Source organism: Pseudomonas sp. 28 E 9 (genome assembly GCF_900004785.1).
GTDB lineage: Bacteria > Pseudomonadota > Gammaproteobacteria > Pseudomonadales > Pseudomonadaceae > Aquipseudomonas > Aquipseudomonas orientalis_A.
The window spans coordinates 30,186-54,806 of the sequence record NZ_CVTK01000013.1 but is presented as its reverse complement, the minus strand read 5'-3'; the positions used below and the strand labels follow the sequence as shown (position 1 = coordinate 54,806).

At 61.0% G+C, this 24,621-nt stretch carries 21 protein-coding genes; 7 read left to right on the top strand and 14 right to left on the bottom strand.

Features of this window, described 5'->3' with window-relative positions:
- The first annotated feature begins 122 nt into the window (after positions 1–122).
- Positions 123–4,370 carry an Lhr family helicase gene (locus BFQ00_RS02470; protein ID WP_065932511.1) on the top strand — a complete coding sequence of 1,416 codons (4,248 nt, stop codon included), beginning with the start codon at positions 123–125 and terminating at the stop codon, positions 4,368–4,370.
- Between the two features lie 111 nt (positions 4,371–4,481).
- Here BFQ00_RS02470 and BFQ00_RS02465 read toward each other — a convergent pair whose 3' ends face one another.
- Positions 4,482–6,563, bottom strand: coding sequence for a mechanosensitive ion channel family protein (locus BFQ00_RS02465; protein WP_065932510.1), 2,082 nt, complete (start codon positions 6,561–6,563; stop codon positions 4,482–4,484).
- A 188-nt stretch (positions 6,564–6,751) separates the two neighbouring features.
- Between BFQ00_RS02465 and BFQ00_RS02460 the strand changes: the two genes are divergently transcribed.
- From BFQ00_RS02460 to BFQ00_RS02445, 4 genes are read left to right on the top strand one after another with little or no spacing between them, the layout of a single operon-like run.
- Positions 6,752–7,678, top strand: a complete 927-nt coding sequence (locus BFQ00_RS02460; protein ID WP_065932509.1) for a DUF72 domain-containing protein — start codon at positions 6,752–6,754, stop codon at positions 7,676–7,678.
- Positions 7,675–8,451, top strand: a complete 777-nt coding sequence (locus tag BFQ00_RS02455) for an endonuclease/exonuclease/phosphatase family protein (protein WP_065888404.1) — start codon at positions 7,675–7,677, stop codon at positions 8,449–8,451. Before BFQ00_RS02460 ends, BFQ00_RS02455 begins: the two co-directional genes overlap by 4 nt.
- Positions 8,448–9,710, top strand: a complete 1,263-nt coding sequence (clsB, locus tag BFQ00_RS02450) for a cardiolipin synthase ClsB (protein WP_065932508.1) — start codon at positions 8,448–8,450, stop codon at positions 9,708–9,710. Before BFQ00_RS02455 ends, clsB begins: the two co-directional genes overlap by 4 nt.
- On the top strand, positions 9,700–10,656 hold the full coding sequence (locus BFQ00_RS02445) for a lysylphosphatidylglycerol synthase domain-containing protein (RefSeq protein WP_065888406.1): 957 nt from the start codon (positions 9,700–9,702) through the stop codon (positions 10,654–10,656). Before clsB ends, BFQ00_RS02445 begins: the two co-directional genes overlap by 11 nt.
- A 4-nt stretch (positions 10,657–10,660) precedes the next feature.
- Here the strand turns inward: BFQ00_RS02445 and BFQ00_RS02440 are convergent, their stop codons facing one another.
- Together BFQ00_RS02440 and BFQ00_RS02435 are read right to left on the bottom strand one after the other, a co-directional pair.
- The gene (locus BFQ00_RS02440) at positions 10,661–11,416 is read right to left on the bottom strand and encodes an alpha/beta hydrolase family protein (protein ID WP_065891609.1); all 756 of its coding nucleotides are present in this window, start codon (positions 11,414–11,416) and stop codon (positions 10,661–10,663) included.
- Complete coding sequence (locus BFQ00_RS02435; protein WP_065932507.1) at positions 11,406–12,515, bottom strand: DUF3182 family protein; 1,110 nt, start codon at positions 12,513–12,515, stop codon at positions 11,406–11,408. Before BFQ00_RS02435 ends, BFQ00_RS02440 begins: the two co-directional genes overlap by 11 nt.
- Before the next feature lie 249 nt (positions 12,516–12,764).
- On the opposite strand from BFQ00_RS02435, the gene BFQ00_RS02430 reads away from it, so the two are divergent.
- The gene (locus BFQ00_RS02430) at positions 12,765–13,328 is read left to right on the top strand and encodes a cysteine hydrolase family protein (RefSeq protein WP_065932506.1); all 564 of its coding nucleotides are present in this window, start codon (positions 12,765–12,767) and stop codon (positions 13,326–13,328) included.
- 16 nt (positions 13,329–13,344) lie between these two features.
- Here the strand turns inward: BFQ00_RS02430 and tam are convergent, their stop codons facing one another.
- From tam to BFQ00_RS02415, 3 genes are all read right to left on the bottom strand, one after another.
- Positions 13,345–14,106: a trans-aconitate 2-methyltransferase gene (gene tam, locus BFQ00_RS02425; RefSeq protein WP_065932505.1), complete on the bottom strand. Its 762-nt coding sequence runs from the start codon at positions 14,104–14,106 to the stop codon at positions 13,345–13,347.
- Between the two features lie 93 nt (positions 14,107–14,199).
- The gene (locus BFQ00_RS02420) at positions 14,200–14,715 is read right to left on the bottom strand and encodes a single-stranded DNA-binding protein (RefSeq protein WP_003232445.1); all 516 of its coding nucleotides are present in this window, start codon (positions 14,713–14,715) and stop codon (positions 14,200–14,202) included.
- 9 nt (positions 14,716–14,724) lie between these two features.
- Complete coding sequence (locus tag BFQ00_RS02415) at positions 14,725–16,119, bottom strand: MFS transporter (protein ID WP_065932504.1); 1,395 nt, start codon at positions 16,117–16,119, stop codon at positions 14,725–14,727.
- 178 nt (positions 16,120–16,297) lie between these two features.
- Between BFQ00_RS02415 and uvrA the strand changes: the two genes are divergently transcribed.
- Entirely contained in the window at positions 16,298–19,132 is a 2,835-nt protein-coding gene (gene uvrA / locus BFQ00_RS02410; RefSeq protein WP_065888412.1) for an excinuclease ABC subunit UvrA, read from the top strand.
- Positions 19,133–19,197: 65 nt separating this feature from the next.
- On the opposite strand, the gene bfr is transcribed toward uvrA, so the two are convergent.
- The 8 genes from bfr to rpmJ all read right to left on the bottom strand — a co-directional run bounded on the left by bfr (position 19,198) and on the right by rpmJ (position 24,615).
- A complete protein-coding gene (gene bfr / locus BFQ00_RS02405) occupies positions 19,198–19,662 on the bottom strand; it encodes a bacterioferritin (RefSeq protein ID WP_003176400.1) in 465 nt (154 codons plus the stop codon).
- Positions 19,663–19,817: 155 nt separating this feature from the next.
- Positions 19,818–21,266, bottom strand: coding sequence for a catalase (locus tag BFQ00_RS02400; RefSeq protein ID WP_065888413.1), 1,449 nt, complete (start codon positions 21,264–21,266; stop codon positions 19,818–19,820).
- A gap of 235 nt (positions 21,267–21,501) precedes the next feature.
- Positions 21,502–21,888 (bottom strand): 50S ribosomal protein L17, encoded by a 387-nt coding sequence (gene rplQ, locus BFQ00_RS02395; protein ID WP_007918448.1) that lies wholly within the window; start codon positions 21,886–21,888, stop codon positions 21,502–21,504.
- A 41-nt stretch (positions 21,889–21,929) separates the two neighbouring features.
- Complete coding sequence (gene rpoA, locus BFQ00_RS02390) at positions 21,930–22,931, bottom strand: DNA-directed RNA polymerase subunit alpha (protein ID WP_003176403.1); 1,002 nt, start codon at positions 22,929–22,931, stop codon at positions 21,930–21,932.
- A gap of 22 nt (positions 22,932–22,953) precedes the next feature.
- Positions 22,954–23,574, bottom strand: a complete 621-nt coding sequence (gene rpsD, locus BFQ00_RS02385) for a 30S ribosomal protein S4 (RefSeq protein WP_003210056.1) — start codon at positions 23,572–23,574, stop codon at positions 22,954–22,956.
- Positions 23,575–23,592: 18 nt separating this feature from the next.
- Complete coding sequence (gene rpsK / locus BFQ00_RS02380) at positions 23,593–23,982, bottom strand: 30S ribosomal protein S11 (protein WP_002555466.1); 390 nt, start codon at positions 23,980–23,982, stop codon at positions 23,593–23,595.
- 30 nt (positions 23,983–24,012) lie between these two features.
- On the bottom strand, positions 24,013–24,369 hold the full coding sequence (gene rpsM / locus BFQ00_RS02375; protein ID WP_003210063.1) for a 30S ribosomal protein S13: 357 nt from the start codon (positions 24,367–24,369) through the stop codon (positions 24,013–24,015).
- A gap of 129 nt (positions 24,370–24,498) precedes the next feature.
- Positions 24,499–24,615, bottom strand: coding sequence for a 50S ribosomal protein L36 (gene rpmJ / locus BFQ00_RS27560; RefSeq protein WP_002555468.1), 117 nt, complete (start codon positions 24,613–24,615; stop codon positions 24,499–24,501).
- Between the last annotated feature and the right edge of the window lie 6 nt (positions 24,616–24,621).

Genomic DNA, 24,621 nt, shown 5'->3' with positions numbered 1-24,621 from the left:
AGGCGCGTGAGCCTTGCCGTAGGTTTATTCCAGAATCGTTGCATTTTGCGGGTTTGTAGCGCAACCGTCACGGACAAAGTAGGTGTTTGCAACTTGTTGGAGCGACGGGTATCAATCACTACATGAACCTTCCCGACTCAACAGACAGGGCACTGGACGGCTTCCACCCCGCCGTCAGTACCTGGTTTCGCAACACCTTCCCTTCGGTGACCGACGCGCAGGCCCGGGCGTGGCCGCTGATCCGTCAGCGCCGCTCGACGCTGATCGCCGCGCCGACCGGTTCGGGCAAGACCCTGACCGCCTTTCTCGCGGTGCTGGACGATCTGGTCCACCAGGGTCTGGCCAACGGCGGCCAACTGCCCGATGAAACCCTGGTGGTCTACATTTCGCCACTCAAGGCGCTGTCCAACGACATTCAACTCAACCTGCAAAACCCGCTGGCCGGCATCACCGAGCATCTTGAAAAATCCGGCCTGCCGCCGTTGGTGATCCGCACCGCAGTGCGCACCGGCGACACTCCGCAAAAAGACCGCGCGCAGATGCGCAAGCGCGCGCCGCATATCCTGGTCACCACCCCGGAATCGCTGTATGTGCTGCTGGGCTCGGACTCGGGCAGGCAGATGCTCGCCAGCACGCGCACGGTGATCGTCGATGAGATCCACGCGATTGCCGCCGGCAAGCGCGGCAGCCACCTGGCGTTAAGCCTGGAGCGCCTGCAAGCCTTGTGCGCCGAGGCGCTGACGCGCATCGGCCTGTCGGCCACGCAAAAGCCTATCGATGCGGTGTCGCGGTTTTTGGTCGGTAGCGGCCGCGAGTGCGCCATTGTCGACATCGGCCACGCCCGCCCGCGCGACCTGGCTATCGAAGTGCCGCCGGTGCCGCTTTCGGCGGTGATGGCCAATGATGTGTGGGAGCTGGTCTACGACCGCCTCGCCGAGCTGGCACGCGAACACCGCACCACGCTGATATTCGTGAACACCCGGCGCCTGGCCGAACGCTTGGCGCGGCATCTGAGCGAGCGTTTGGGCAAGGCGGCGGTGGCCGCCCACCACGGCAGCCTGGCCAAGGAAATGCGCCTGGACGCCGAGCAACGCCTCAAGGCCGGTGCGCTGCAAGTGCTGATCGCCACCGCGTCGCTGGAGCTTGGCATTGATATCGGCGATGTGGACCTGGTCTGCCAGATCGGCTCGCCCGGCTCGATCAACGGGTTTCTGCAACGGGTCGGCCGCTCCGGGCACCAGGTCGGCGGCACGCCCAAGGGCCGCCTGTTTGCCACCACCCGCGACGACTTGATCGAATGCGTCGCCCTCCTCGACTGCGTGCGCCGTGGCGAGCTCGACACCCTGCATATCCCCGTGGCGCCGCTGGACGTGCTGGCCCAGCAGATCATCGCCGAAGTCAGCGCGCGCGAATGGTCGGAAGCGGCCCTGCTGACGCTTATGCGCCGCGCCGCGCCCTATGCCGCGCTGGACGAGCGCCATTACCAGGCGCTGTTGCACATGCTCGCCGACGGCTACAACGGCCGCCAGGGCATGCGCAGCGCTTATCTGCATCGGGACGCCGTGACTCACACCCTGCGCGGCCGCCGTGGCGCCCGGCTCACGGCCGTGACCAGCGGCGGCACCATCCCCGACAACGCCGACTACAGCGTGCTGCTCGAGCCCCAGAGCCTGAACATCGGCAGCGTCAACGAAGACTTTGCGGTGGAAAGCATCGCCGGCGATATTTTCCAGCTCGGCAATACGTCCTACCGCATCCTGCGGGTGGACGCCGGCAAGGTGCGCGTCGAGGACGCCCACGGTCAGCCGCCGACCATTCCGTTCTGGATGGGCGAAGCGCCGGGGCGCAGCAACGAGTTATCGGCGGCCGTGGCCCGTTTGCAGGGGCAGTTGGACCACCTGCTCGGCGCCAGCCCCGGTGACCTGCAACCGGCGCAGGCGTGGCTCACCGACACCCTCGGCCTGAGCCGCGCCAGCGCCGAGCAACTGCTGGATTACCTGGCCCGCACGCGCCTGGCCCTCAGCGCCTTGCCGTCGCAGGACACCTTGATCATGGAGCGGTTTTTCGACGCGTCCGGCGGCACCCAGTTGATCATCCACACGCCTTTTGGCAGCCGTATCAACCGCGCCTGGGGCCTGGCCCTGCGCAAACGCTTTTGCCGCACCTTCAACTTCGAGCTGCAAGCGGCGGCCAGCGAAAATGCGATTGTGCTGTCGCTGTCCACCAGCCACAGCTTCGCGCTGGATGACGTGTGGCGCTACCTCAACAGCAACAGCGCCGAACACCTGCTGATCCAGGCCGTGCTGGATGCGCCGCTGTTCGGCGTGCGCTGGCGCTGGAACGCCGGTGTGGCCCTGGCATTGCCGCGCTACACCGGCGGGCGCAAGGTGGCGCCGCAGATCCAGCGCATGAAAAGCGAAGACCTGATCGCCAGTGTGTTTCCCGACCAGATTGCCTGCCTGGAAAACCTCGCCGGCGAACGCGAAGTGCCCGACCACCCGCTGGTGGAACAAACCCTCGATGACTGCCTGCACGAAGCCATGGACAGCGAAGGCTGGCTGGCCCTGTTGCGACGCATGGAAGCAGGCGACGTGCGCATGGTCAGCCGCGACCTACCCGCACCCTCGCCGATGGCCGCCGAAATTCTCAGCGCGCGCCCCTACACCTTTCTCGATGACGCGCCACTGGAAGAACGCCGCACCCAGGCGGTGCTCAACCGCCGCTGGAGCGACCCGCAGAGTACCGACGACCTCGGCGCACTGGATGCCGAGGCGATCGCCGGGGTACGCGAGGAGGCCTGGCCCGCGCCCCAGGGGCCGGATGAAATGCACGAAGCGCTGATGAGCCTGGCCTGTATTGCAGAGCAGGAGGTCACGCCAGAATGGGCCAAGTGGTTGCGGGCTTTGCACAAGGCCGGACGCGCCTATCCGTTGCCCAACGGCCTGTGGGTGGCCGTGGAACGCTTGAGCTGTTTGCAGGCAATCTACCCGCACAACCTGCCGCTGCTGCCCGGTTTCGATGAGCCGTGGACATCCGATGAGGCCTTGGTGGAAGTGCTGCGCGCGCGCCTGGGCGGTTTCGGCCCATTGACGCTGCCCGAGATTGCCGCGCCCCTGGCGCTGCCGCCCGCTACCGTGGCCCAGGGGTTGGCGCGGCTGGAGCAGGAAGGCTACGTGCTGCGCGGGCACTTCAGCCCAGGCTGTAGCGCTGAGCAATGGTGCGAACGGCACCTGCTGGCGCGTATTCATCGCTACACGGTCAAGCGCCTGCGCCGGGAAATCGAACCGGTGGCGCTGCAGGATTTCATGCGTTTTCTGTTCGACTGGCAGCACTTGTCCGACAGCACGCGCGGCCAGGGCAGCGCGGTGTTGCCGCAGATAGTCGCCCAGTTCGAAGGCTACGCCGCCGCCACGTCGGCCTGGGACAGTGACCTGCTCAGTGCGCGTATCAAGGATTACGCCTCGACCTGGCTCGACGACCTGTGCCGCAGTGGCAAGCTGGTGTGGACGCGCCTGAGCCACAAAGCCGGCGCCATTGCCTTGCGCAGCACGCCAATCGTGCTGTTACCGCGCAGCCAGGTGCCGTTGTGGAGCGGGCTGACCGAACAGACCGACAGCACGACGCTGTCGCCCAAGGCGCAGAAAGTCCATTTGGCCCTGCGTGAACAAGGCGCGTTGTTTTTTGATGAGCTGGTGCATGAAGCCCATCTGCTGCGCAGCGAATTGGAAACCGCGTTGCAGGAGCTGGTCGGCGCGGGGTTGGTGAATGCCGACAGCTTCGCCGGGCTGCGCGCCCTGACCACGCCCGCCAGCAAACGCCAGGCGCGCAGCAGCCGGCGTGGACGCGGCGCCTTTATCGGCGGCATGGACGATGCAGGGCGCTGGGCCTTGATTCGCCGCGCGCCAGGCGAGCCCGGTGCGCATTCGGCCGAGATGCTGGAGCATGTCGCGATGACCCTGCTGCGCCGCTATGGCGTGGTGTTCTGGCGCCTGCTGGAGCGCGAAGCGGACTGGTTGCCGAGCTGGCGCGAATTGCTGCGCACCTACCACCGCCTCGAAGCGCGGGGCGAGATTCGCGGCGGGCGGTTTGTCAGTGGCCTGGCGGGGGAACAGTTCGCACTGCCGGAGGCGATCCCGTTGCTGCGTGAAGTACGGCGTCGCCCCCATGACGGCAGCTTGATCGCAGTGTGCGGGGCAGACCCGCTGAACCTTGTCGGCACACTGCTGCCGGGAAGCAAAGTGCCGGCGGTGAGTGGCAATCGGATCGTGTACCGGGATGGGGTGCCGGCGGGGGTGATGGTGGGGGGTAAGCAGCAGGTGCTGCTGGAGGTGGATCAGCAGGCGATTCAGGAGAAATTGCTCAGGCGGTGAGTTTGAGGGCCTCATCGGGGGCAAGCCCCCTCCCACACTGGATCTGCGAACACCGTTCAAATGTGGGAGGGGGCTTGCCCCCGATGGCGCCAGCTCAGGCACCCCAATCATTCATTCGGAACGCGGCTGCTCGGTCATCTCCACCTCATGCTCCTGCCCCACGCGCTTGGGCAACACAACCTGCTGTGGATAAGTCTGCGCGAAATGCACGTCGTCGCAGTTATCCACAAGCTTCTTCAAGCGCTGGTTAAACGCGCGGCTCACCGCATACTGCCCACCCGACACGGTACGGAACTGCGCCGTCAGCACCACGCCGTTGAGGTCCATCTTGTCGACGCCGAACACCTCCAGAGGCCCTTGCAGGTTGTACTTGAGGAACACGTCGTCGCGGATCGACTGGCCGGCCTCGCGGATCAGCTCCACGGCTTTGTCCACATCGGTGTCGTAGGTGAACTGCACCGAGAAGAACGCATACGCAAACTGACGCGACTGGTTGGTAACCGCCTTGATCTGCCCGAACGGCACCGAATGCACAAAGCCCTTGCCGTCGCGCAGGCGCAGGGTGCGAATGGTCAGGCCCTCGACCGTGCCGGCATGGCCGGAGTCGAGTACCACCCAGTCGCCGATCGACAGGGTGTCTTCGATAATGATGAAGAGGCCGGTGATCACGTCCTGCACCAATTGCTGCGAGCCGAAACCGATGGCCAGGCCGACCACACCCGCACCCGCCAGCAGCGGCGCGACGTTGATGCCCAGGTTGGCCATGGTGGTGATGGCACAAATCACCACCAGGATGATTTTCACCGCGTTGCGCAGCAGCGGCAGGATGGTTTTCACACGGGTACTGGGCTGGCGGCTGGAGCGCTTGTTGACCGGCGGTTTGAGCGCTTCCTGAATCGCCGTATCGAGCACCACCCAGAACAGCCAGGTCATCAGCAGGATCAGGCCGATGCTGCTGAGGGAATCGCTGATCGCCCGCCCCACCGAGTTGCGCTGGGCAAACTCGAACAACGACACGCCCCAGATACGCCCGAGGATTTCGATAAAGGCCACCGCCATGACGATGCGCAATATCGCGTGCAGCAGGCTGAGGAAGCGCTCCTTGTAGGCGCTGCTGCGCTGGATCGCCACTTGGCTGCGAGACTTGAACAGGTGTTGCAGCACGGTGCTGAGAAACACCGTGCCGATCAGCAGGATGGTGGTGAACAAGGCACAGCGCAGGGCCTTTTGGTTGTCGTCGCCGGCACCGATCAGGTTGATTGCCGAGACCAGCACCATCAGCAGAATCGGCCAGTACCAGAGTCCGGAAAATACCCGCAACGACTGCTGCAACGCCGGATGCTTGAGACGCTGGGCCAGCGGCCGATTGCGGATCAGGTGGGCCACCGGACGGCGCAGACGCACCACCAGCACGCCAAAGATCACCGTCGCGAACAGCCCGGTAAACACCGCGATACTGCTGGTGATATTGCCGCCGAGCTGACGGGCGATCTGCGGGCTGGTCAACGCGTCACTGAGGGCGGCGAGGAAGCCGATCAGGAACAGCGGTTTGGGGCAATAGTCGCGGATCAACCGCACTGCCGGGCGCTTGTGGCCGAGGTTGAACATGACGATGACGCACAGCAGCATCGAGGTAGAGAAGATGCCGCTGCTGGTGGCGTAGGCAAAACACAGCGCCAGCGCCCGGCCCACAGAGGTGGCTAAAAAGTGGCTGACATACAGCGTCAACGGCAGGCAGATAATGGCCGGGAGGGTGTAGGGCACCACATACCCCAGCACCGCCAGCAGGCGCGCCCGGCGCTGGAAAAAACCCCGCAGGCCCAAGCGCCGCACGATAATGCGGCCCACCAGCGTCAGCACCGCAAACGCACCGATCCACACGGCCGACAGCAACAGGAAATCCCCGGCCACGCTCCATGGCGAGCGCGCCGCCGTCTGGTCGACCAGACGCCCGACTTCATTCGCGGCCCGGTCGGCACGCAGGCGCCACTCGTCGATGAAATTCTGGTTGAGGTCCAGCTTCTGTTGCACATCATCGATGCTGGAACTGATGGCCCCGAGCAGGCCGCCCTCCACCAGCAATTCCGGCTTGGCCGGGGCTTCGGGTTCAGGCGCGGTGGCCGCGGCTTGCAGTGCGCCGTTGCCGCATAGCAGCAGCGCGACGAGCAGTAATGCAGTCTTTAAATTCAGCAAAACACCGGGCTCCTTCTGGGGGTCTGTAAGGAACTGACGGGTTTGAGCCGTGATCGTTCCCCTGATTCGCCCGGCCTCTGCCCCACCTCCTGCCCCTCTACCGCCTGTAGGAATGTGGAAACTTTCGGCCAAAGATCGTAGTCATCCCAAAACGCGGGGCAATCGACCCTGGATCAACGGGAGTAAGCATGGCGGCGATTCACATCGGCATTTCCGGCTGGCGCTATACGCCCTGGCGGGGCGATTTCTACCCCGAAGGCTTGACCCAGAAACGCGAGTTGCAGTTTGCCTCACGCGCCGTCAATGCGATCGAAATCAACGGTTCGTTCTACGCGCTGCAAACCCCCAAGCGCTACGCCGAGTGGTATGCCGACACGCCCGAAGGGTTCATGTTCAGCGTCAAGGCCCCGCGTTATATCACCCACATTCTGCGCCTGCGCGATGTACACAAGCCCTTGGCGAATTTCTTCGCGTCCGGGGTATTGGAGCTCAAGGACAAGCTTGGGCCGATCCTCTGGCAATTCCCGCCCAGTTTCAAGTTCGACCCGCCCCTGTTCGAAGCCTTTCTGGCCGAACTGCCCACCACCACCTTGCAGGCCGCCGCCCTCGCCCATCAGCATGAGCCACGTCTGAATGGCAAGGCGAGCATGAAGGCCTACGGCAAGCAGCCGTTGCGCCATGCGGTGGAAATTCGCCACAAGAGCTTTGCGGTGCCGGAGTTTGTGCAGTTGCTGGACAAGTACGGCGTCGCCCTGGTGGTTGCCGACACTGCTGGCAAGTGGCCGTATGTCGAAGACGTCACCGCCAACTTCCTGTACCTGCGCCTGCATGGCGACAAGCAGTTGTACGCCAGTGGCTACACCGACGACGCCCTCGCGCGCTGGGGCGAGCGCATCGAGCGTTGGCGCCATGGCAAACAGCCTGCGGATGCGCACTTGATCGACCCACAACACAAGCCACGCGCGCGCAAACAGCGCGACGTGTTCTGCTTTTTCGATAACGACATCAAGGTGCGTGCGCCTTTCGATGCCCGCCAATTGTTGCAGCGTTTCGGTCTGGACAAGCACTTGGCGACAGCGCCGGGGCAACTGCCGGAACCTGGAGTGCTGCCATGACACAGCCGGAGTTGATTCCCATCACACCCACTGCCCCCATTACTCGCTTTACCGTGCTGACGGTCAATATCCACAAGGGTTTCACCGCCTTGAATCGGCGTTTCATCCTGCCCGAACTGCGCGAAGCCGTGCGCAGCGTGGGCGCCGACATGGTGTTCCTGCAGGAAATCCATGGCACCCACGAGCAGCATCCACAGCGCTACAGCGACTGGCCGAAGATGCCGCAGTACGAGTTTCTCGCCGACAGCATCTGGCCGCAGTTCGCCTACGGGCGCAACGCGGTCTACCCCCACGGCGACCACGGCAACGCGTTGCTGTCGAAATTCCAGATCATCCGTCACGATAACCTAGACATCTCCCAGAGCGGCCACGAAAACCGCGGCCTGCTGCATTGCGTCCTGCGCCTGCCGGGCAGCGGGCAGGAAGTGCATGCAATCTGCATCCACCTGGGCCTGCGTGAAGTGCATCGCCAGCAGCAATTGCGCTTGCTGGAGCAACGCATCAGCGAGATCCCGGCCGATGCGCCGGTGGTGGTCGCCGGCGATTTCAACGACTGGCGCCAGCGTGCCGACCTGAGCCAAAGCGGCCTCGAGGAAGTGTTCGTGCAGACCCAGGGCAAACCGGCACGCACCTTTCCCGCGCGCCTGCCGTTGTTGCCGCTGGACCGCATCTACGTGCGCAATCTGAAGGTGCATAACCCCCGGGTGCTGACCACGCGCCCCTGGTCCCATTTGTCTGACCATGTGCCGCTGTCGGTGGAGATTGAGCTATGAACGTTGCTGTAGAACATATCGCCACCGACCAGCCGCCGGATGATGCCAAGGCGCGTGACCTCGATTACGGCTGGCAGAGCGGCAACCGCATCGAGTTGCTGGAAAATGGCGAGGCCTACTTTCCCAAGGTGTTCGAGGCCATGCGCGCAGCGCAGCGCGAGATTCTGCTGGAGACGTTTATCCTCTTCGAAGACAAGGTCGGCTTTGAACTCAAAGCCATCCTGATCGAAGCCGCGCAGCGCGGAGTGAAGGTGGTGGCCAGCCTGGATGGCTTTGGTTGCGGCGAACTGAGCACGGCATTTTTGCGCGAGCTGGCCGAGGCCGGGGTGGTGGTGCAGATGTTCGATCCGGCCTCGAAGACGCTGGGTATCCGCACCAACTGGTTTCGTCGCCTGCACCGTAAAATCGTGGTGGTGGATGCCAGCGTGGCGTTCATCGGCGGTATCAACTTTTCCGCCGACCATCTGGGTGACTTCGGCCCTGAAGCCAAGCAGGACTATGCGGTGCAAATCGTTGGCCCGGCGGTGGCCGACCTGCACCACTTCGCCCTGGCGCAAAGTGGTCGCCAGGTGCGTACGCGGCGTGGATGGCGGCGCCGCCAGCAACGTCCTACGCCATGGGCAACGTCTGACGAAGACGGTCTGGTACGCCTGATTTATCGCGACAACGTGCAGCATCGCGATGACATCGAAGAAGCCTATATTCACGCGTTGAGCAAAGCGCGTACGCGCGCCGTGATTGCCAACGCGTATTTCTTCCCCGGTTACCGCCTGCTGCGTGAAATCCGCAACGCCGCGCGCCGTGGCGTGCATGTGCAATTGATCATGCAGGGCCAGCCGGATGTGCTGCTCGCCAAGCTGGCGGCGCGCATGCTGTATGACTATCTGCTCAAGGACGGCGTGGTCATTCACGAGTACTGCCAGCGCCCCCTGCACGGCAAGGTGGCTTTGATAGACGATGACTGGAGCACCGTAGGCTCAAGCAACCTGGACCCGTTGAGCCTGGCATTGAACCTTGAAGCCAATGTGCTGATTCGCGACCGGGCGTTCAATCAGCAGTTGTACGAAAGCCTGGAAGCGCTCGCCAGGGACCATTGCCAGACCATGCCGGCAAAACGCAAACCGCGCCTGTGGTTATGGCGCCTGACCGTGGGCTTCCTGGTCTTTCATGTGATGCGTCACTTCCCCGCCCTCACCGGCTGGCTGCCGGCACACAAGCCGCGTTTGAAACCCATTGAGAGTCCGGCCCATGACGTCTGAAAAAAACGGCTCGCGGTTCCAGCGCTGGAAGAAGCCCCTGACCCTTGCGTTCTTTGTGCTGCTGATCGTGTTGTTCACCTTGCTTGCCCGACGCATCGACTGGAGCGAAGTGCTGCAGACGTTGAGCGAATTCAAGGTGCGCACCCTGCTGATCGCCGGCGCGCTGACCGTGTGCAGCTTTATTGTGTATGCCTGCTTCGACCTGATCGGCCGCACCTACATTCGCCAGCCCTTGCGCTGGAAGCAGATCCTGCCGGTGGGCATCATCAGCTACGCGTTCAACCTCAACCTGAGCGCGTGGGTAGGCGGCATCGCCATGCGTTATCGGCTGTATTCGCGACTGGGGGTGAGCACCGGCAATATCGCCAAGATCCTGGGGCTGAGCCTGGCAACCAACTGGTTCGGCTATATGGCGATCTCGGGCGTGATCTTCAGCAGCGGCCTGGTCACCATGCCGCCGGGTTGGAAGGTCAGCACCACGGCATTGCAAGGCATCGGTGCGCTGTTGGTGCTGGCGAGCCTCGGTTACCTGGTGGCCTGCCAGTTTTCGAAAAAACGTGCGTGGACGATTCGCGGCATGGAAATCAACCTGCCGTCGCTGCGCATGGCGTGCTTGCAATTGATGTTGGGCGCATTGAACTGGTCGCTGATGGCGGCGGTGATTTTCACGCTGTTGCCGGCGAAACTGGATTATCCGCTGGTGCTGGGGGTGCTGCTGATCAGCGCGATTGCCGGGGTGCTCACGCATATTCCAGCGGGCCTTGGGGTGCTGGAAGCGGTGTTTATCGGGCTGCTGCAGCATGAGGCGTCGCGCGGCAGTCTGCTGGCCGGGTTGATTGCCTATCGGGCGATCTATTTCATTTGCCCGTTGTTGATCGCGCTGGTGATGTATTTGGGGGTGGAAGCGAAGGCCAAGGCGTTGCGGGTGAAGAAAACACCCGCTTAGCGCACTAGCGGGATTGAATGATGCTCAGCCGTTCACCCACTACCATCTCGGTGATCCAGTCCACCAGGATCGAGGTGTAGGCCTGTTGCGACACCGGGTCACTCAACGAATGGTCGGCGCCATCGATGATGCGGTGGGTCAGGGAATGGGTGTTCTGGCAGGCCGCGCGGTAACTCATGATGGTGGCGTGGGGCACGTGGTCGTCGGTCTCCGATTCGACGATCAGCACATCACCGCTGAATTTTGCGCAGGCATGCAGGGCCCGGTTGGTTTCGGCCTGCACCAGCGTACTGCGGTAATCCATCAGGTCGGCTTTATCCAGGTCACGCTTGGGCTTGAGCCATTCCTGGTCGCGGTAAAGCGCAGGCACCCGCAACGCCAGCCAGCGCACCGGGCGCAATGAGGTGAGGATCGCCGCCAGGTAGCCCCCATAGCTGGTGCCCACGACCGCCACCGCCGAGGTGTCGATGGCCGGGTGAGACAACAGGCGGTCGTAGGCGGCCAACAGGTCGCGCAGGTTGTCTTCACGGGTCACTCGCGAAAGCGGGATACCCGTGCCTGCATGGCCGCGCAGGTCGAAGGTCAGACACACGCAACCTAGCCCCGCGATGCCTTTGGCGCGCTCCAGGTCGCGCTCCTGGCTGCCGCCCCAGCCGTGCACGAACAACACGCCCGGCACTTTGGATTTGGGGCTGAGGAAGGTCCCGCTCATCTGTTCGTCATCAATGTCGATTGCGATGCTCTCGCTTCTAGCCGTCATAAGCGTTAACCGTCACATATTTGAGGAGAAAGTCGCTGTTTTCAGCCGGGCCGCGGTACACCTCGATGGCGTCTGCCGGTAACGTCCGGTCCACATAGGTTTCCACCGAGGCCACGCGGATCGCGCGCAAGCCGGGGTGGTTGACGAAGCTTTGCAGCGCCGCGACTTCCGCGCTGCTGGCCCCGCCCATGCGCCAGGACTGTTCGAGTACGCCACTGCGGCGTTGGCCGTCGCTGTCCAGCCCCTGGGCGATGTCGTAGTTGCGGCGCGAGGCGTAGAAGCCGGGGTAGGCTTCATCGGCAGCCTTGTCGAAGACCTGCGCTTGCCTGACGGCTTCGCGTACATCGTCCGGCAGAGCCAGCGTGAGCAAGTCGTCGTAGCCGCCGGGCACCACCAGCAGTTTGGAGCCGCCGTAGACCTCTTCGCCCTGCCCGTCCCGGGTCAGGTATTGCTCGCCGCAGTAACTGAAGACGTGATCGCCAATAAAGCTCTGGCCCACACTGTGAGTGACTACATCCTGCAGGTCTTGTTCCAGCACCACCCCATCGTTGAACATTGCGGCGGCTTCGGGACGCGCCAGCAGGGCATCGAATTCGTCGAGGCTGCGGATCACCTCTTGCCCGCGTCCCGCGCAGGCGTTTACGGGCTTCAAGCGAATCGGCCCGCTGTAGAGCAAACGGGTCGCGGCTGGCCGTGCATCTGCCAGCGCGAAGACACTCAAGCCATCAAGGACTACGTCGCGCACGCGCTCGCAAAACAGCGGCGACCAGCCCTCGGGCGCCTGGGCTTGCGGGCTCAATAGGCCATGAGTGATGGCTTTGGTACAGATGAACGCATGATCGACATAACCGCCCCACAGGTCTTGCGGGCCCTTGATATTGAGCGCTTGTGCCTGGGCGGCCCCCACCAGCGTTTGTGTGGGAAGCAGATACAGATCGTGGCCGGCGTGCTTGAGCGGGTCGTAGCTGCCGCCGAATTTTAGCCCCAGTATCTGCGCGAGCCAGCGCGCCAGGGCGCGATTGGTCTCCACTTCATGCTGGGGTGCGCCGCTGCGCGTTGAATGAGAGAGCACCAGCTTTTTACGTGAAATCGGGGTCATGCATCCCCCTTGGCATCCGGCCATGTGTGTAAAAGAAGCGTAGCAGGGATCAGGCCAAGCTCGCGCTGAGCAGGAGCGCTTTAAAATCAATCAGTTGCCGGACACGCAATAGCAGTTAGCCTGCGCCATTCTGCACGATGCGGCCTCGTGCACGCGGCGTTCTGCACGATTCACATGTATGGCAGCCGATATCCGACGGCGGCGCCAGCTAAGATACTGGACCTATCAACCCATCACGAGGCAACCCACATGGCCAAGCAAGCACTCATCCTGATCGATATCCAGAACGACTACTTCCCCCAGGGCAAGTGGCCGCTTGAGGGTGTGGAGGCCGCTGCGGACAACGCCGCGCAGGTGCTGAAGGCCTTTCGTCAGGCCGGCGATGCGGTGATCCACGTGCGTCATGAGTTCGCGGACGATGACGCGCCGTTCTTCACGCCGGGCTCCGAAGGCGCGCAGTTGCATGCCAACGTGCTGAACCAGGGTAACGAGCCGGTGGTGCTCAAGCACTTTGTGAATGCCTTTCGCCAGACCAACCTGCGCGAGTTGCTGGAACGGCGCAGCATTACCGACGTGGTCGTGATCGGCAGCATGAGCCATATGTGCATCGACGCTGTGGCGCGGGCGGCGGCAGACTTGGGCTACAAGGTCACGGTCATTCATGACGCCTGCGCTACCTGTGACCAGGACTTCAATGGGCAGGTGATTCCCGCCGCGCAGGTGCATGGCGCCTACATGGCCGCGCTGGCCTTCGGCTATGCGAGTGTGGTGTCGACGGAAGACTATTTGAAAGCCCAAGCGGCGGTGGCTTGACCGCCGCTTGGCGCGTTCAGCGTGTGGCGATGATAAACAGGCGCGGGAATGGCAGCAGTACCGTGCCATCCGCCAGGGCTGGATAAGCCTGGGTAATCCGTGCCTGGTACGCCTGCAGGAAAGCGGCTTCTTCGTCATCGTTCAGTGGCGCCAGGAAAGGCCGCAGCGCTGAACCCTTGAACCACTCCACCACTGCCCCGTGGTCTGCCAACGGATGGTGGTAGGTGGTACGCCAGACATCGACGGTGCTGCAATGCCGGTTCAGCAGTTCGAAGTAATAGCTCGCCGAATGCCGCTCGTTATGCTTGACCGCGCCGATCTTCGCGTCCCATGGCCCCTGCGCTGCGACCTCACGGGCGAGCCGGTGGGCAGGCTCGTCGAGGTTGTCCGGCGTCTGCACCGCCAGCGTGCCGCCGGGGGTCAGTTGGTTGACCAGGTGCGGATAGAGCGAGGCGTGGTCAGGCAGCCATTGCAGAGACGCATTGGCGAGAATCACGTCGAAGGGCTGCGCCGGACGCCAGGCGCCGATATCCGCCAGTTCGAAGCTCAAGGCCGGCAGGCGCTTGCGGGCGTCGCGCAGCATGTCATCGGAGCTGTCCATGCCGGTAATGTGGGCGTGTGGAAAGCGTTCGGCCAACACCTGGGTGGAATTGCCGGGACCACAGCCCAGATCAACGGCCGTGCCCACATCGGTATTGGGAATCGCGGCCACCAGGTCGCGGACGGGGCGCGTGCGCTGCTGCTCGAACATCGTGTACTGCTTGGCGGACCAGGTCATCGGGCTCTCCTCTCTTGGTGGTTAAGCATCGCCCATAAAAAACCCCCGACGCCAGGGCTATCGGGGGTTTTGTTGTGTCTGGAGGTTTAGGCCTCAGAACGGGATATCGTCATCAAAGCTGTCGAAATCCGGAGCCGGCTGCGGGGCGGCCTGTTGTGGCGCTGGACGCGACTCACGCTGAGGCTGCTGGCTTGGCTGCGGACGCGATTGCTGTGGACGCGGTGCCGAGTTGGACATGCCGCCCTGGCCCTGTTGGTCGCCCTGTGGACGGCCGCCCAGCAATTGCATGGTGCCTTGCATGTCGACCACGATTTCAGTGGTGTAACGCTTGATGCCGTCTTTTTCCCACTCGCGGGTTTGCAGTTTGCCTTCGATGTAGACCTGCGAACCTTTGCGCAGGTACTCACCGGCGATTTCGGCCACTTTGCCGAACATCGACACGCGGTGCCATTCGGTTTTCTCGACCTTCTGGCCGGTCTGCTTGTCGGTCCACTGTTCGCTGGTCGCCAGACTCAGGTTGGTCACGGCGTTACCGTTAGGCAGGTAGCGAACTTCGGGATCCTGGCCGCATGTACCGACCAATATGACTTTGTTAACCCCACGGGCCATAACGTTCTCCTAGGCTGGGCGCGCTGTCGGCACTGGGTTGACCAGGTGCTCGAGCGTCGCGCGATCCAATAATTCGGTGTCCAATTTGATGTAAATCGCAGTTTCTTCTGCGACCACTACTGCGTCCGTTACTCCAACGACGGCCTTCAGGCGCTCGGCCAAGCCGGCTTCGCGCATCGCTTCAGGCGATAACGGCAGGCGTAGGCTCGTCACATACGGAGGTTCGCGCATGGTAACAGCAAAGACCAGCCAAAGTGCAGCCAGCCCGGCGCATCCGAGGAACACAACCGACAAACCGCCATGCTGGAACATCCAGCCGCCCATGATCCCGCCCAGCGCCGAACCGAGGAACTGGCTGGTGGAATACACGCCCATCGCCGTGCCCTTGCCGCCGGCCGGTGAAACCTTGCTGATCAGCGACGGCAATGACGCTTCCAGCAGGTTGAACGCGGTGAAGAACACCACCGTGCCGATCACCAGCGCCCGCAGGCTGTCGCCGAACTTCCAGAAGAATAGTTCAGTGAGCATCAATGTCGCGACGGCACCGAGCAGAACTCGTTTCATTTTGCGTTTCTTCTCGCCGTAGATGATGAACGGGATCATGGCGAAGAACGAAACCAACAGGGCGGTCAGGTAGACCCACCAGTGCTGCTCCTTGGGCAAACCGGCTTTCTGCACCAGCGCCAGGGGCAAGGCGACGAAGCTGCACATCAGCATTGCGTGCAACACGAAGATACCTAAATCCAGGCGCAGCAGGTCCGGGTGCTTGAGCGTCGGCAACAGCGACTTGCGCGCGACGCCGGACTCACGGTGCTGCAGCGTGCCGGTCGAGCGCGGCACCATGAAGGCCACGATCACGATACCGATCAACGCCATGCCGCCGGTGGCCAGGAACAACCCGTGCAGGCCGAAGGCGCGAGTCAGCAGCGGGCCGACCACCATCGCCACGGCAAACGACAAACCAATGGTCATGCCGATCATGGCCATGGCCTTGGTGCGATGTTGTTCGCGGGTCAGGTCCGACAGCAACGCCATCACCGCAGCGGAAATCGCCCCGGCGCCTTGCAGGATACGTCCGGCGATCACGCCCCAGATCGAATCGGACTGCGCCGCGAGCACACTGCCGAGGGCGAACACGATCAGCCCCAGGTAAATCACCGGGCGACGGCCTATACGGTCGGAAATGATGCCGAACGGTATCTGGAAGATGGCCTGGGTCAGGCCATAGGCGCCAATCGCCAGGCCGATCAATGCGGGGGTCGCGCCTGCGAGATCCATTCCATAGGTCGCCAGCACCGGCAACACCATAAACATGCCCAGCATACGGAAGGCGAACACCAGGGCCAGACCGCTTGCCGCTCGGGTCTCGCCGCTACTCATGCGTTCGCTGTGGGGATCGTGCATGGAAAAACCTCGTGTGAACCGGCGGCGATTCTACCAGTCCCATCGATTGAGAGGGTATATGCGGCGCTTTGCCGCGCAGCTTTCATGTAAGGCTGCAAGCGGCCTTTTGACAGTGTATATTCATCCAGTCTTTAGCCGTATACTCCGGCATTATTTACGCCCGCCGTGCGAGGCCATCTTGGACAAGATCCTGATTCGTGGGGCTAGAACCCACAACCTGAAGAACATCGACCTGACCCTGCCCCGGGACAAACTGATCGTCATCACCGGCCTGTCCGGTTCGGGCAAATCGTCCCTGGCGTTCGACACGCTGTATGCCGAAGGCCAGCGCCGCTATGTGGAATCGCTGTCGGCCTATGCCCGGCAGTTCCTGTCCATGATGGAAAAGCCCGACGTCGACACCATCGAAGGTTTGTCGCCGGCCATTTCCATCGAGCAGAAATCGACGTCCCATAACCCGCGCTCCACCGTGGGCACCATTACCGAAATCTACGATTACCTGCGTCTGCTGTATGCACGCGTGGGCATTCCACGCTGCCCGGACCACGATATTCCGCTGGAAGCCCAGACCGTCAGCCAGATGGTTGACCTGGTGCTGGCCCAGCCGGAAGGCGCCAAGCTGATGCTGCTGGCGCCCGTCATCCGCGAGCGCAAGGGCGAACACCTGTCGGTCTTTGAAGAGCTGCGGGCGCAAGGTTTCGTGCGCGCCCGCATCAACGGCAAGCTTTATGAGCTGGATGAAGCGCCCAAGCTCGACAAGCAGAAGAAGCACTCCATCGATGTGGTGGTCGACCGTTTCAAGGTGCGTGCCGACCTGCAGCAGCGCCTGGCAGAATCCTTCGAGACCGCGTTGAAGCTGGCCGACGGTATTGCCCTGGTCGCGCCGATGGACGACGAGCCTGGCGAAGAGATCATCTTCTCTGCGCGCTTTGCCTGCCCGATCTGCGGCCATGCCATCAGCGAGCTGGAACCCAAGCTGTTTTCCTTCAACAACCCGGCCGGCGCCTGCCCGACCTGTGACGGTCTGGGCGTCAAGCAGTTCTTCGACATCAAGCGCCTGGTCAACGGCGACCTGACGCTGGCTGAAGGGGCGATTCGTGGCTGGGACAGGCGCAACGTCTACTACTTCCAGATGCTGGGGTCGTTGGCGTCGCACTACAAGTTCAGCCTCGAAGTGCCGTTCAACCAACTGCCGGCGGACCAGCAGAAGGTCATCCTCAACGGCAGCGGCTCGCAGAACGTCGACTTCAAGTATCTGAACGACCGTGGTGACATCGTCAAGCGCTCCCACCCGTTCGAAGGCATCGTGCCGAACCTTGAGCGCCGTTACCGCGAGACCGAATCGGCCAGCGTGCGCGAAGAGCTGGCGAAATTCCTCAGCACCCAACCTTGCCCTGATTGCCGTGGCACTCGCCTGCGCCGCGAAGCGCGGCACGTGTGGGTTGGCGAGAAGACGTTGCCGGCGGTGACCAACCTGCCAATCGGCGATGCCTGTGAGTACTTCGGGGTGCTCAAGCTGACCGGCCGCCGTGGGGAGATTGCCGACAAGATCCTCAAGGAAATCCGCGAGCGCCTGCAGTTCCTGGTCAACGTTGGCCTGGACTATCTGTCGCTGGACCGCAGCGCCGATACCCTGTCGGGCGGCGAAGCCCAGCGGATTCGCCTGGCCAGCCAGATCGGCGCGGGACTGGTGGGCGTGTTGTACATCCTCGATGAACCGTCGATCGGCTTGCATCAACGCGACAACGATCGCTTGCTGGGTACGTTGAAACACCTGCGGGATATCGGCAACACGGTGATTGTGGTCGAGCACGATGAGGACGCCATTCGCCTGGCGGATTACGTGGTCGATATCGGCCCTGGCGCGGGTGTGCATGGCGGGCATATTGTCGCCGAGGGCACGCCTGCGGAAGTGATGGCGCATCCGGATTCACTGACCGGCAAGTACCTGTCGGGCCGCGTGAAAATTGCGGTGCCGGCCAAGCGCACGCCGCGCAACAAGAAGATGGCGTTGCACCTCAAGGGTGCTCGTGGCAACAACTTGCGCAATGTGGATCTGGAAATCCCCCTGGGCCTGCTGACCTGTGTGACCGGGGTTTCCGGCTCGGGCAAGTCGACGCTGATCAACAACACGTTGTTCCCACTCAGTGCCACCGCCCTGAACGGCGCTACCACCCTGGAAGCGGCGGCCCACGACAGCATCAAGGGCCTGGAGCATCTGGACAAGGTGGTCGACATCGACCAGAGCCCGATTGGCCGTACGCCGCGGTCCAACCCGGCGACTTACACCGGGCTGTTCACGCCGATCCGCGAGTTGTTCGCCGGTGTTCCGGAATCCCGCTCACGCGGCTATGGGCCGGGCCGGTTCTCGTTCAACGTCAAGGGCGGTCGCTGTGAAGCTTGCCAGGGCGATGGCTTGATCAAGGTCGAGATGCACTTCCTGCCGGATATCTATGTGCCGTGCGATGTGTGCAAGAGCAAGCGCTATAACCGTGAAACCCTGGAAATCAAATACAAGGGCAAGAACATTCACGAAACCCTGGAGATGACCATCGAGGAAGCTCGGGTGTTCTTCGACGCGGTTCCGGCGTTGGCGCGCAAGCTGCAGACATTGATGGATGTCGGCCTGTCTTATATCAAGCTGGGGCAGTCGGCGACCACGCTGTCGGGTGGTGAAGCGCAGCGGGTGAAGTTGTCGCGTGAGTTGTCCAAACGGGATACAGGCAAAACCTTGTATATCCTTGATGAGCCAACCACTGGCCTGCACTTTGCGGATATTCAGCAACTGCTGGACGTGCTGCATCGCTTGCGTGATCACGGTAATACGGTGGTGGTGATTGAACACAATCTGGATGTGATCAAGACCGCCGACTGGCTGGTGGACCTGGGGCCGGAAGGCGGTTCCAAGGGCGGGCAGATCATTGCTGTGGGTACACCGGAGCAGGTTGCCGAGATGTCGCAATCCCATACTGGCTACTATCTGAAGCCATTGCTGGAGCGCGACCGGGCCTGATTTACCGGGCCCGATAAAAAGCCCCTGTCACCTCATCGGTGGCAGGGGCTTTTTCGTAGCCGGAATCAGAACTGCGATTGCAGGTAGTTTTCCAGGCCAATCAGCTTGATCAGACCCAACTGCTTTTCCAGCCAGTAGGTATGATCTTCTTCGGTGTCATTCAACTGCACGCGCAGGATCTCGCGAGTGACATAGTCGTTGTGCTGCTCGCACAGCTCAATGCCCTTGCAGAGCGCGGCACGGACCTTGTATTCGAGACGAAGGTCGGCAGCGAGCATGTCAGGCACTGTGGTGCCCACATCCAGGTCGTCGGGACGCATGCGCGGCGTGCCTTCGAGCATGAGGATACGACGCATCAGTGCGTCAGCGTGCTGCGCCTCTTCTTCCATCTCATGGTTAATACGTTCATAGAGCTCGGTAAAGCCCCAGTCTTCGTACATACGCGAATGGATGAAATATTGGTCACGAGCTGCCAGTTCGCCCGTCAGCAACGTGTTGAGGTAATCGATTACGTCGGGGTGACCTTGCATCGCCCTACATCTCCCTGCTTGAAAGTCTGTAGTTTGAACCATGCTGACCTGAAGGTCACGGGATCAACGGCAGAAAAGCGAAGATTTCCGGAGAAAAGTAGCTGAAATAACGCAAAAACCGCCCAAATGAGGGCGGTTCTGCTTATCGTTTAGAGTCAGTTAAGCGATACACCCAGTGCATTTGCGATTGCTTCTCCATAAGCGGGATCCGCTTTGTAGAAGTGCTGCAACTGACGCTGGACCACATCACTGGAAACACCGCCCATCGCACCGGCGATGTTGCTGGTCAGCAGCGCTTTCTGCTCGTCATTCATCAAGCGGAACAGTGCACCGGCGTGGCTGTAGTAATCAGTGTCTTCGCGGTGATCGTAACGATCAGCCGCGCCGCTCAAGGCCAGTGCAGGCTCCGCGTACTGTGGCGCCTGCTTTGGCGCATCGGCGTAGCTGTTTGGCTCGTAGTTAGGCGCAGCGCCACCATTACTGCCAAAGGCCATCGAACCGTCACGCTGGTAGCTGTTGACCGGGTTACGTGGAGCATTCACCGGCAGTTGCTGGTGATTGGTGCCAACACGGTACCGGTGAGCATCTGCGTAGGCAAAGACGCGACCTTGCAGCATACGGTCCGGCGACAGGCCAACGCCTGGAACCATGTTGCTTGGGCCGAAAGCGGCCTGTTCCACTTCGGCGAAATAGTTCTGCGGGTTGCGGTTGAGCTCCAGCTCGCCCACCTCGATCAGTGGGAATTCTTTTTGCGACCAGGTCTTGGTGACGTCAAACGGGTTTTCGTAGTGAGCGTTCGCTTGAGCCTCGGTCATGATCTGGATGCAAACGCGCCATTTTGGGAAATCACCACGTTCAATGGCGCCAAACAGATCGCGCTGGGCATAGTCGGGATCGGTACCCGCCAGGCGCGCCGCTTCAGCCGGGGCCAGGTTCTTGATGCCTTGCTTGGTCTTGTAGTGCCATTTCACCCAGTGACGCTCGCCGTTGGCGTTGATCAGGCTATAGGTGTGACTGCCGAAGCCGTGCATGTGGCGGTAGCCATCCGGGATGCCACGGTCAGAGAACAGGATGGTGACCTGGTGCAGCGCCTCTGGGGAGTGCGACCAGAAGTCCCACATCATCTGTGCGCTTTTCAGGTTGCTTTGCGGCAAGCGCTTTTGGGTGTGGATGAAATCCGGGAATTTCAGCGGGTCACGGATGAAGAACACTGGCGTGTTGTTGCCGACGATGTCCCAGTTGCCTTCCTCAGTGTAAAACTTCAAGGCGAAGCCGCGTGGGTCGCGCTCAGTGTCAGCCGAACCGCGCTCACCACCTACAGTGGAGAACCGCAGGAACGTCGGGGTTTGCTTACCCACTGACTCGAACAGCTTGGCGCTGGTGTATTGAGTGATGTCTCGGGTGACGGTGAACGTACCGTAGGCGCCCGAACCTTTGGCGTGTACGCGGCGCTCCGGAATATTTTCACGGTTGAAGTGAGCGAGCTTTTCGATCAGGTGGAAGTCGTCGAGCAGCAGCGGGCCACGGGGGCCGGCAGAACGGGAATTCTGATTATCCGCAACGGGTGCACCGCTGGCGGTGGTAAGGACTTTATTCTGGCTCATGCGCAATTTCCTCAGGTCTGGCTTGGAACTGCCGGCTAATCGGCTTGGAGGGAGTATCAATCAACAACATGACACCTACAAATTTATTAAATTGTAGGCTTCAATAGAAAATTACTACCAAACGAGCCAACATCCATCTCGCTCACCGTCCCCGGGAAACGTGGACCTGATGCGCTTTTATTACGCGCACAAAAAACCGGGCGCCAGGCCCGGTTCTTCGTTGCAGACTGTCGTGTTACTCGGCGCTTACAGCTTCGCCGGCAGTAGCACGATCAACCAACTCGACGTACGCCATAGGCGCGTTGTCGCCAGTGCGGAAGCCGCACTTGAGGATGCGCAGGTAGCCACCCTCACGGGTAGCATAACGCTTGCCCAGGTCGTTGAAGAGCTTACCAACGATAGCTTTCGAACGAGTACGGTCGAAAGCCAAACGGCGGTTAGCCAGGCTGTCTGTCTTGGCCAAAGTGATCAGCGGCTCAGCAACGCGACGCAGTTCTTTAGCTTTCGGCAGTGTAGTTTTGATCAGCTCGTGCTCGAACAGCGACACCGCCATGTTTTGGAACATGGCCTTGCGGTGCGAGCTGGTACGGCTCAGGTGACGACCACTTTTACGATGACGCATGGTTCATTCCTTACCAAACTCACGTTCGGTGATTACGACGATCAGGCAGTCGCCTTGTCGTCCTTCTTAAGACTTGCAGGCGGCCAGTTGTCGAGGCGCATGCCGAGGGACAGACCGCGGGAGGCCAGAACGTCCTTGATTTCAGTCAAGGATTTCTTGCCAAGGTTCGGAGTCTTCAACAGCTCTACTTCGGTACGCTGAATCAGGTCGCCGATGTAGTAGATGTTTTCCGCCTTAAGGCAGTTAGCCGAACGTACAGTCAGTTCCAGATCGTCAACCGGGCGAAGCAGGATCGGATCGATCTCGTCTTCCTGCTCGATTACCACTGGTTCGCTGTCACCCTTGAGGTCGACGAACGCAGCCAACTGCTGTTGCAGAATGGTTGCAGCGCGGCGGATAGCCTCTTCAGGATCCAGAGTACCGTTGGTTTCCAGATCAATAACCAGCTTGTCCAGGTTAGTACGCTGCTCGACACGGGCGTTTTCCACCACGTATGCGATACGGCGAACCGGGCTGAACGAAGAGTCAAGCTGCAAGCGACCAATGCTGCGGCTTTCGTCTTCATCGCTCTGACGCGAGTCGGCCGGTTCATAACCACGACCACGAGCTACGGTGAGCTTCATGTTCAGGGCGCCGTTAGACGCCAGGTTAGCGATTACGTGATCGGGATTAACGATCTCGACATCATGATCCAGCTGAATATCGGCAGCGGTAACCACCCCCGAACCCTTCTTCGACAAGGTCAGCGTAACTTCGTCACGGCCGTGCAGCTTGATAGCCAGACCTTTAAGGTTCAACAGGATTTCAATTACGTCTTCCTGTACACCTTCGATGGCGCTGTACTCGTGGAGCACACCGTCAATCTCGGCCTCGACTACTGCACAGCCGGGCATTGAGGACAACAGGATGCGGCGCAGCGCGTTGCCCAGGGTGTGGCCAAAACCACGCTCGAGAGGCTCGAGAGTAATTTTAGCGCGGGTTGGACTGACAACCTGCACATCAATGTGGCGGGGTGTCAGGAACTCATTTACCGAAATCTGCATGGATGCACCTATTTTCTAGCCCTTACTTGGAGTAGAGCTCGACAATCAGGCTTTCGTTGATGTCGGCGGACAGATCACTGCGAGCAGGAACGTTCTTGAAAACGCCCGACTTCTTCTCAGTGTCTACTTCTACCCATTCTACGCGGCCACGTTGGGCACACAGATCGAGAGCTTGGACAATGCGAAGTTGGTTTTTTGCTTTCTCGCGAATCGCGACCACGTCACCAGCACGAACCTGGTAAGACGGTACGTTAACGGTTTGGCCGTTTACGCTGACGGATTTGTGCGATACCAGCTGACGGGATTCGGCGCGAGTCGAACCAAAGCCCATACGGTATACAACGTTGTCCAGACGGCATTCGAGCAGTTGCAGCAGGTTTTCACCGGTTGCACCTTTCTTGCCAGCAGCTTCTTTGTAGTAGCCGCTGAACTGACGCTCGAGAACGCCGTAGATACGACGGACCTTCTGCTTTTCACGCAGTTGGGTGCCGTAATCGGACTGGCGACCGCGGCGTTGGCCGTGGATACCAGGTGCTGCTTCAATGTTGCACTTCGATTCGATCGCGCGCACGCCGCTCTTCAAGAAGAGATCGGTGCCTTCACGACGAGCGAGTTTGCATTTTGGACCAATGTAACGAGCCATTCTTTACAATCTCCTGGATTACACGCGGCGCTTCTTCGGCGGACGGCACCCGTTGTGCGGGATTGGCGTCACGTCGGTGATGCTGGCGATCTTATAGCCACAGCCGTTCAAAGCACGGACAGCAGACTCACGACCTGGACCTGGACCTTTGACGTTAACGTCGAGGTTTTTCAGGCCGTATTCCAGCGCAGCTTGGCCAGCTCGTTCAGCAGCTACTTGAGCAGCAAACGGGGTGGACTTGCGGGAACCGCGGAAACCCGAACCACCGGAGGTAGCCCAAGAAAGCGCGTTACCTTGACGGTCGGTGATGGTCACGATTGTGTTGTTAAAAGAAGCATGGATGTGGGCGATGCCATCAACCACTGTCTTTTTAACTTTTTTACGAGGACGAGCAGCAGGTTTTGCCATGATAATTTTCCTGTCGATTCGCGTGGGCGATTACTTGCGGATCGGCTTACGCGGACCTTTACGGGTACGCGCGTTAGTCTTGGTACGCTGACCGCGCACTGGAAGACCACGACGATGACGCAGACCACGGTAGCAACCGAGGTCCATCAAACGCTTGATTTTCATGTTGATTTCGCGACGCAGGTCACCTTCAGTGGTGAACTTCGCCACTTCGCCACGCAACAGCTCAATCTGCTCGTCGCTCAGATCCTTGATCTTTGCGGCTGGGTTTACCCCAGTGTCTGCGCAAATTTTCTGCGCAGTAGTGCGACCAACACCATAGATGTAGGTCAGCGAGATAACAGTGTGCTTGTTATCTGGAATGTTAACGCCTGCAATACGGGCCATTCAGTGGGACTCCAATTGACAGCTACCTACGCCCCGGAAGCCAAGAAATAGGGCGCGAGATAATATCGCTGTAATAACAAATAATCAACCCGGCAGCGCACTAGCTGCCGGGCTTCAAGCGGATCACACTCAGCCTTGGCGCTGTTTGTGACGCGGTTCCGCGCTGCAAATTACTCGAACAACACCTTCGCGGCGAATAATCTTGCAGTTACGGCACAGCTTTTTCACCGATGCACGAACTTTCATCACCAA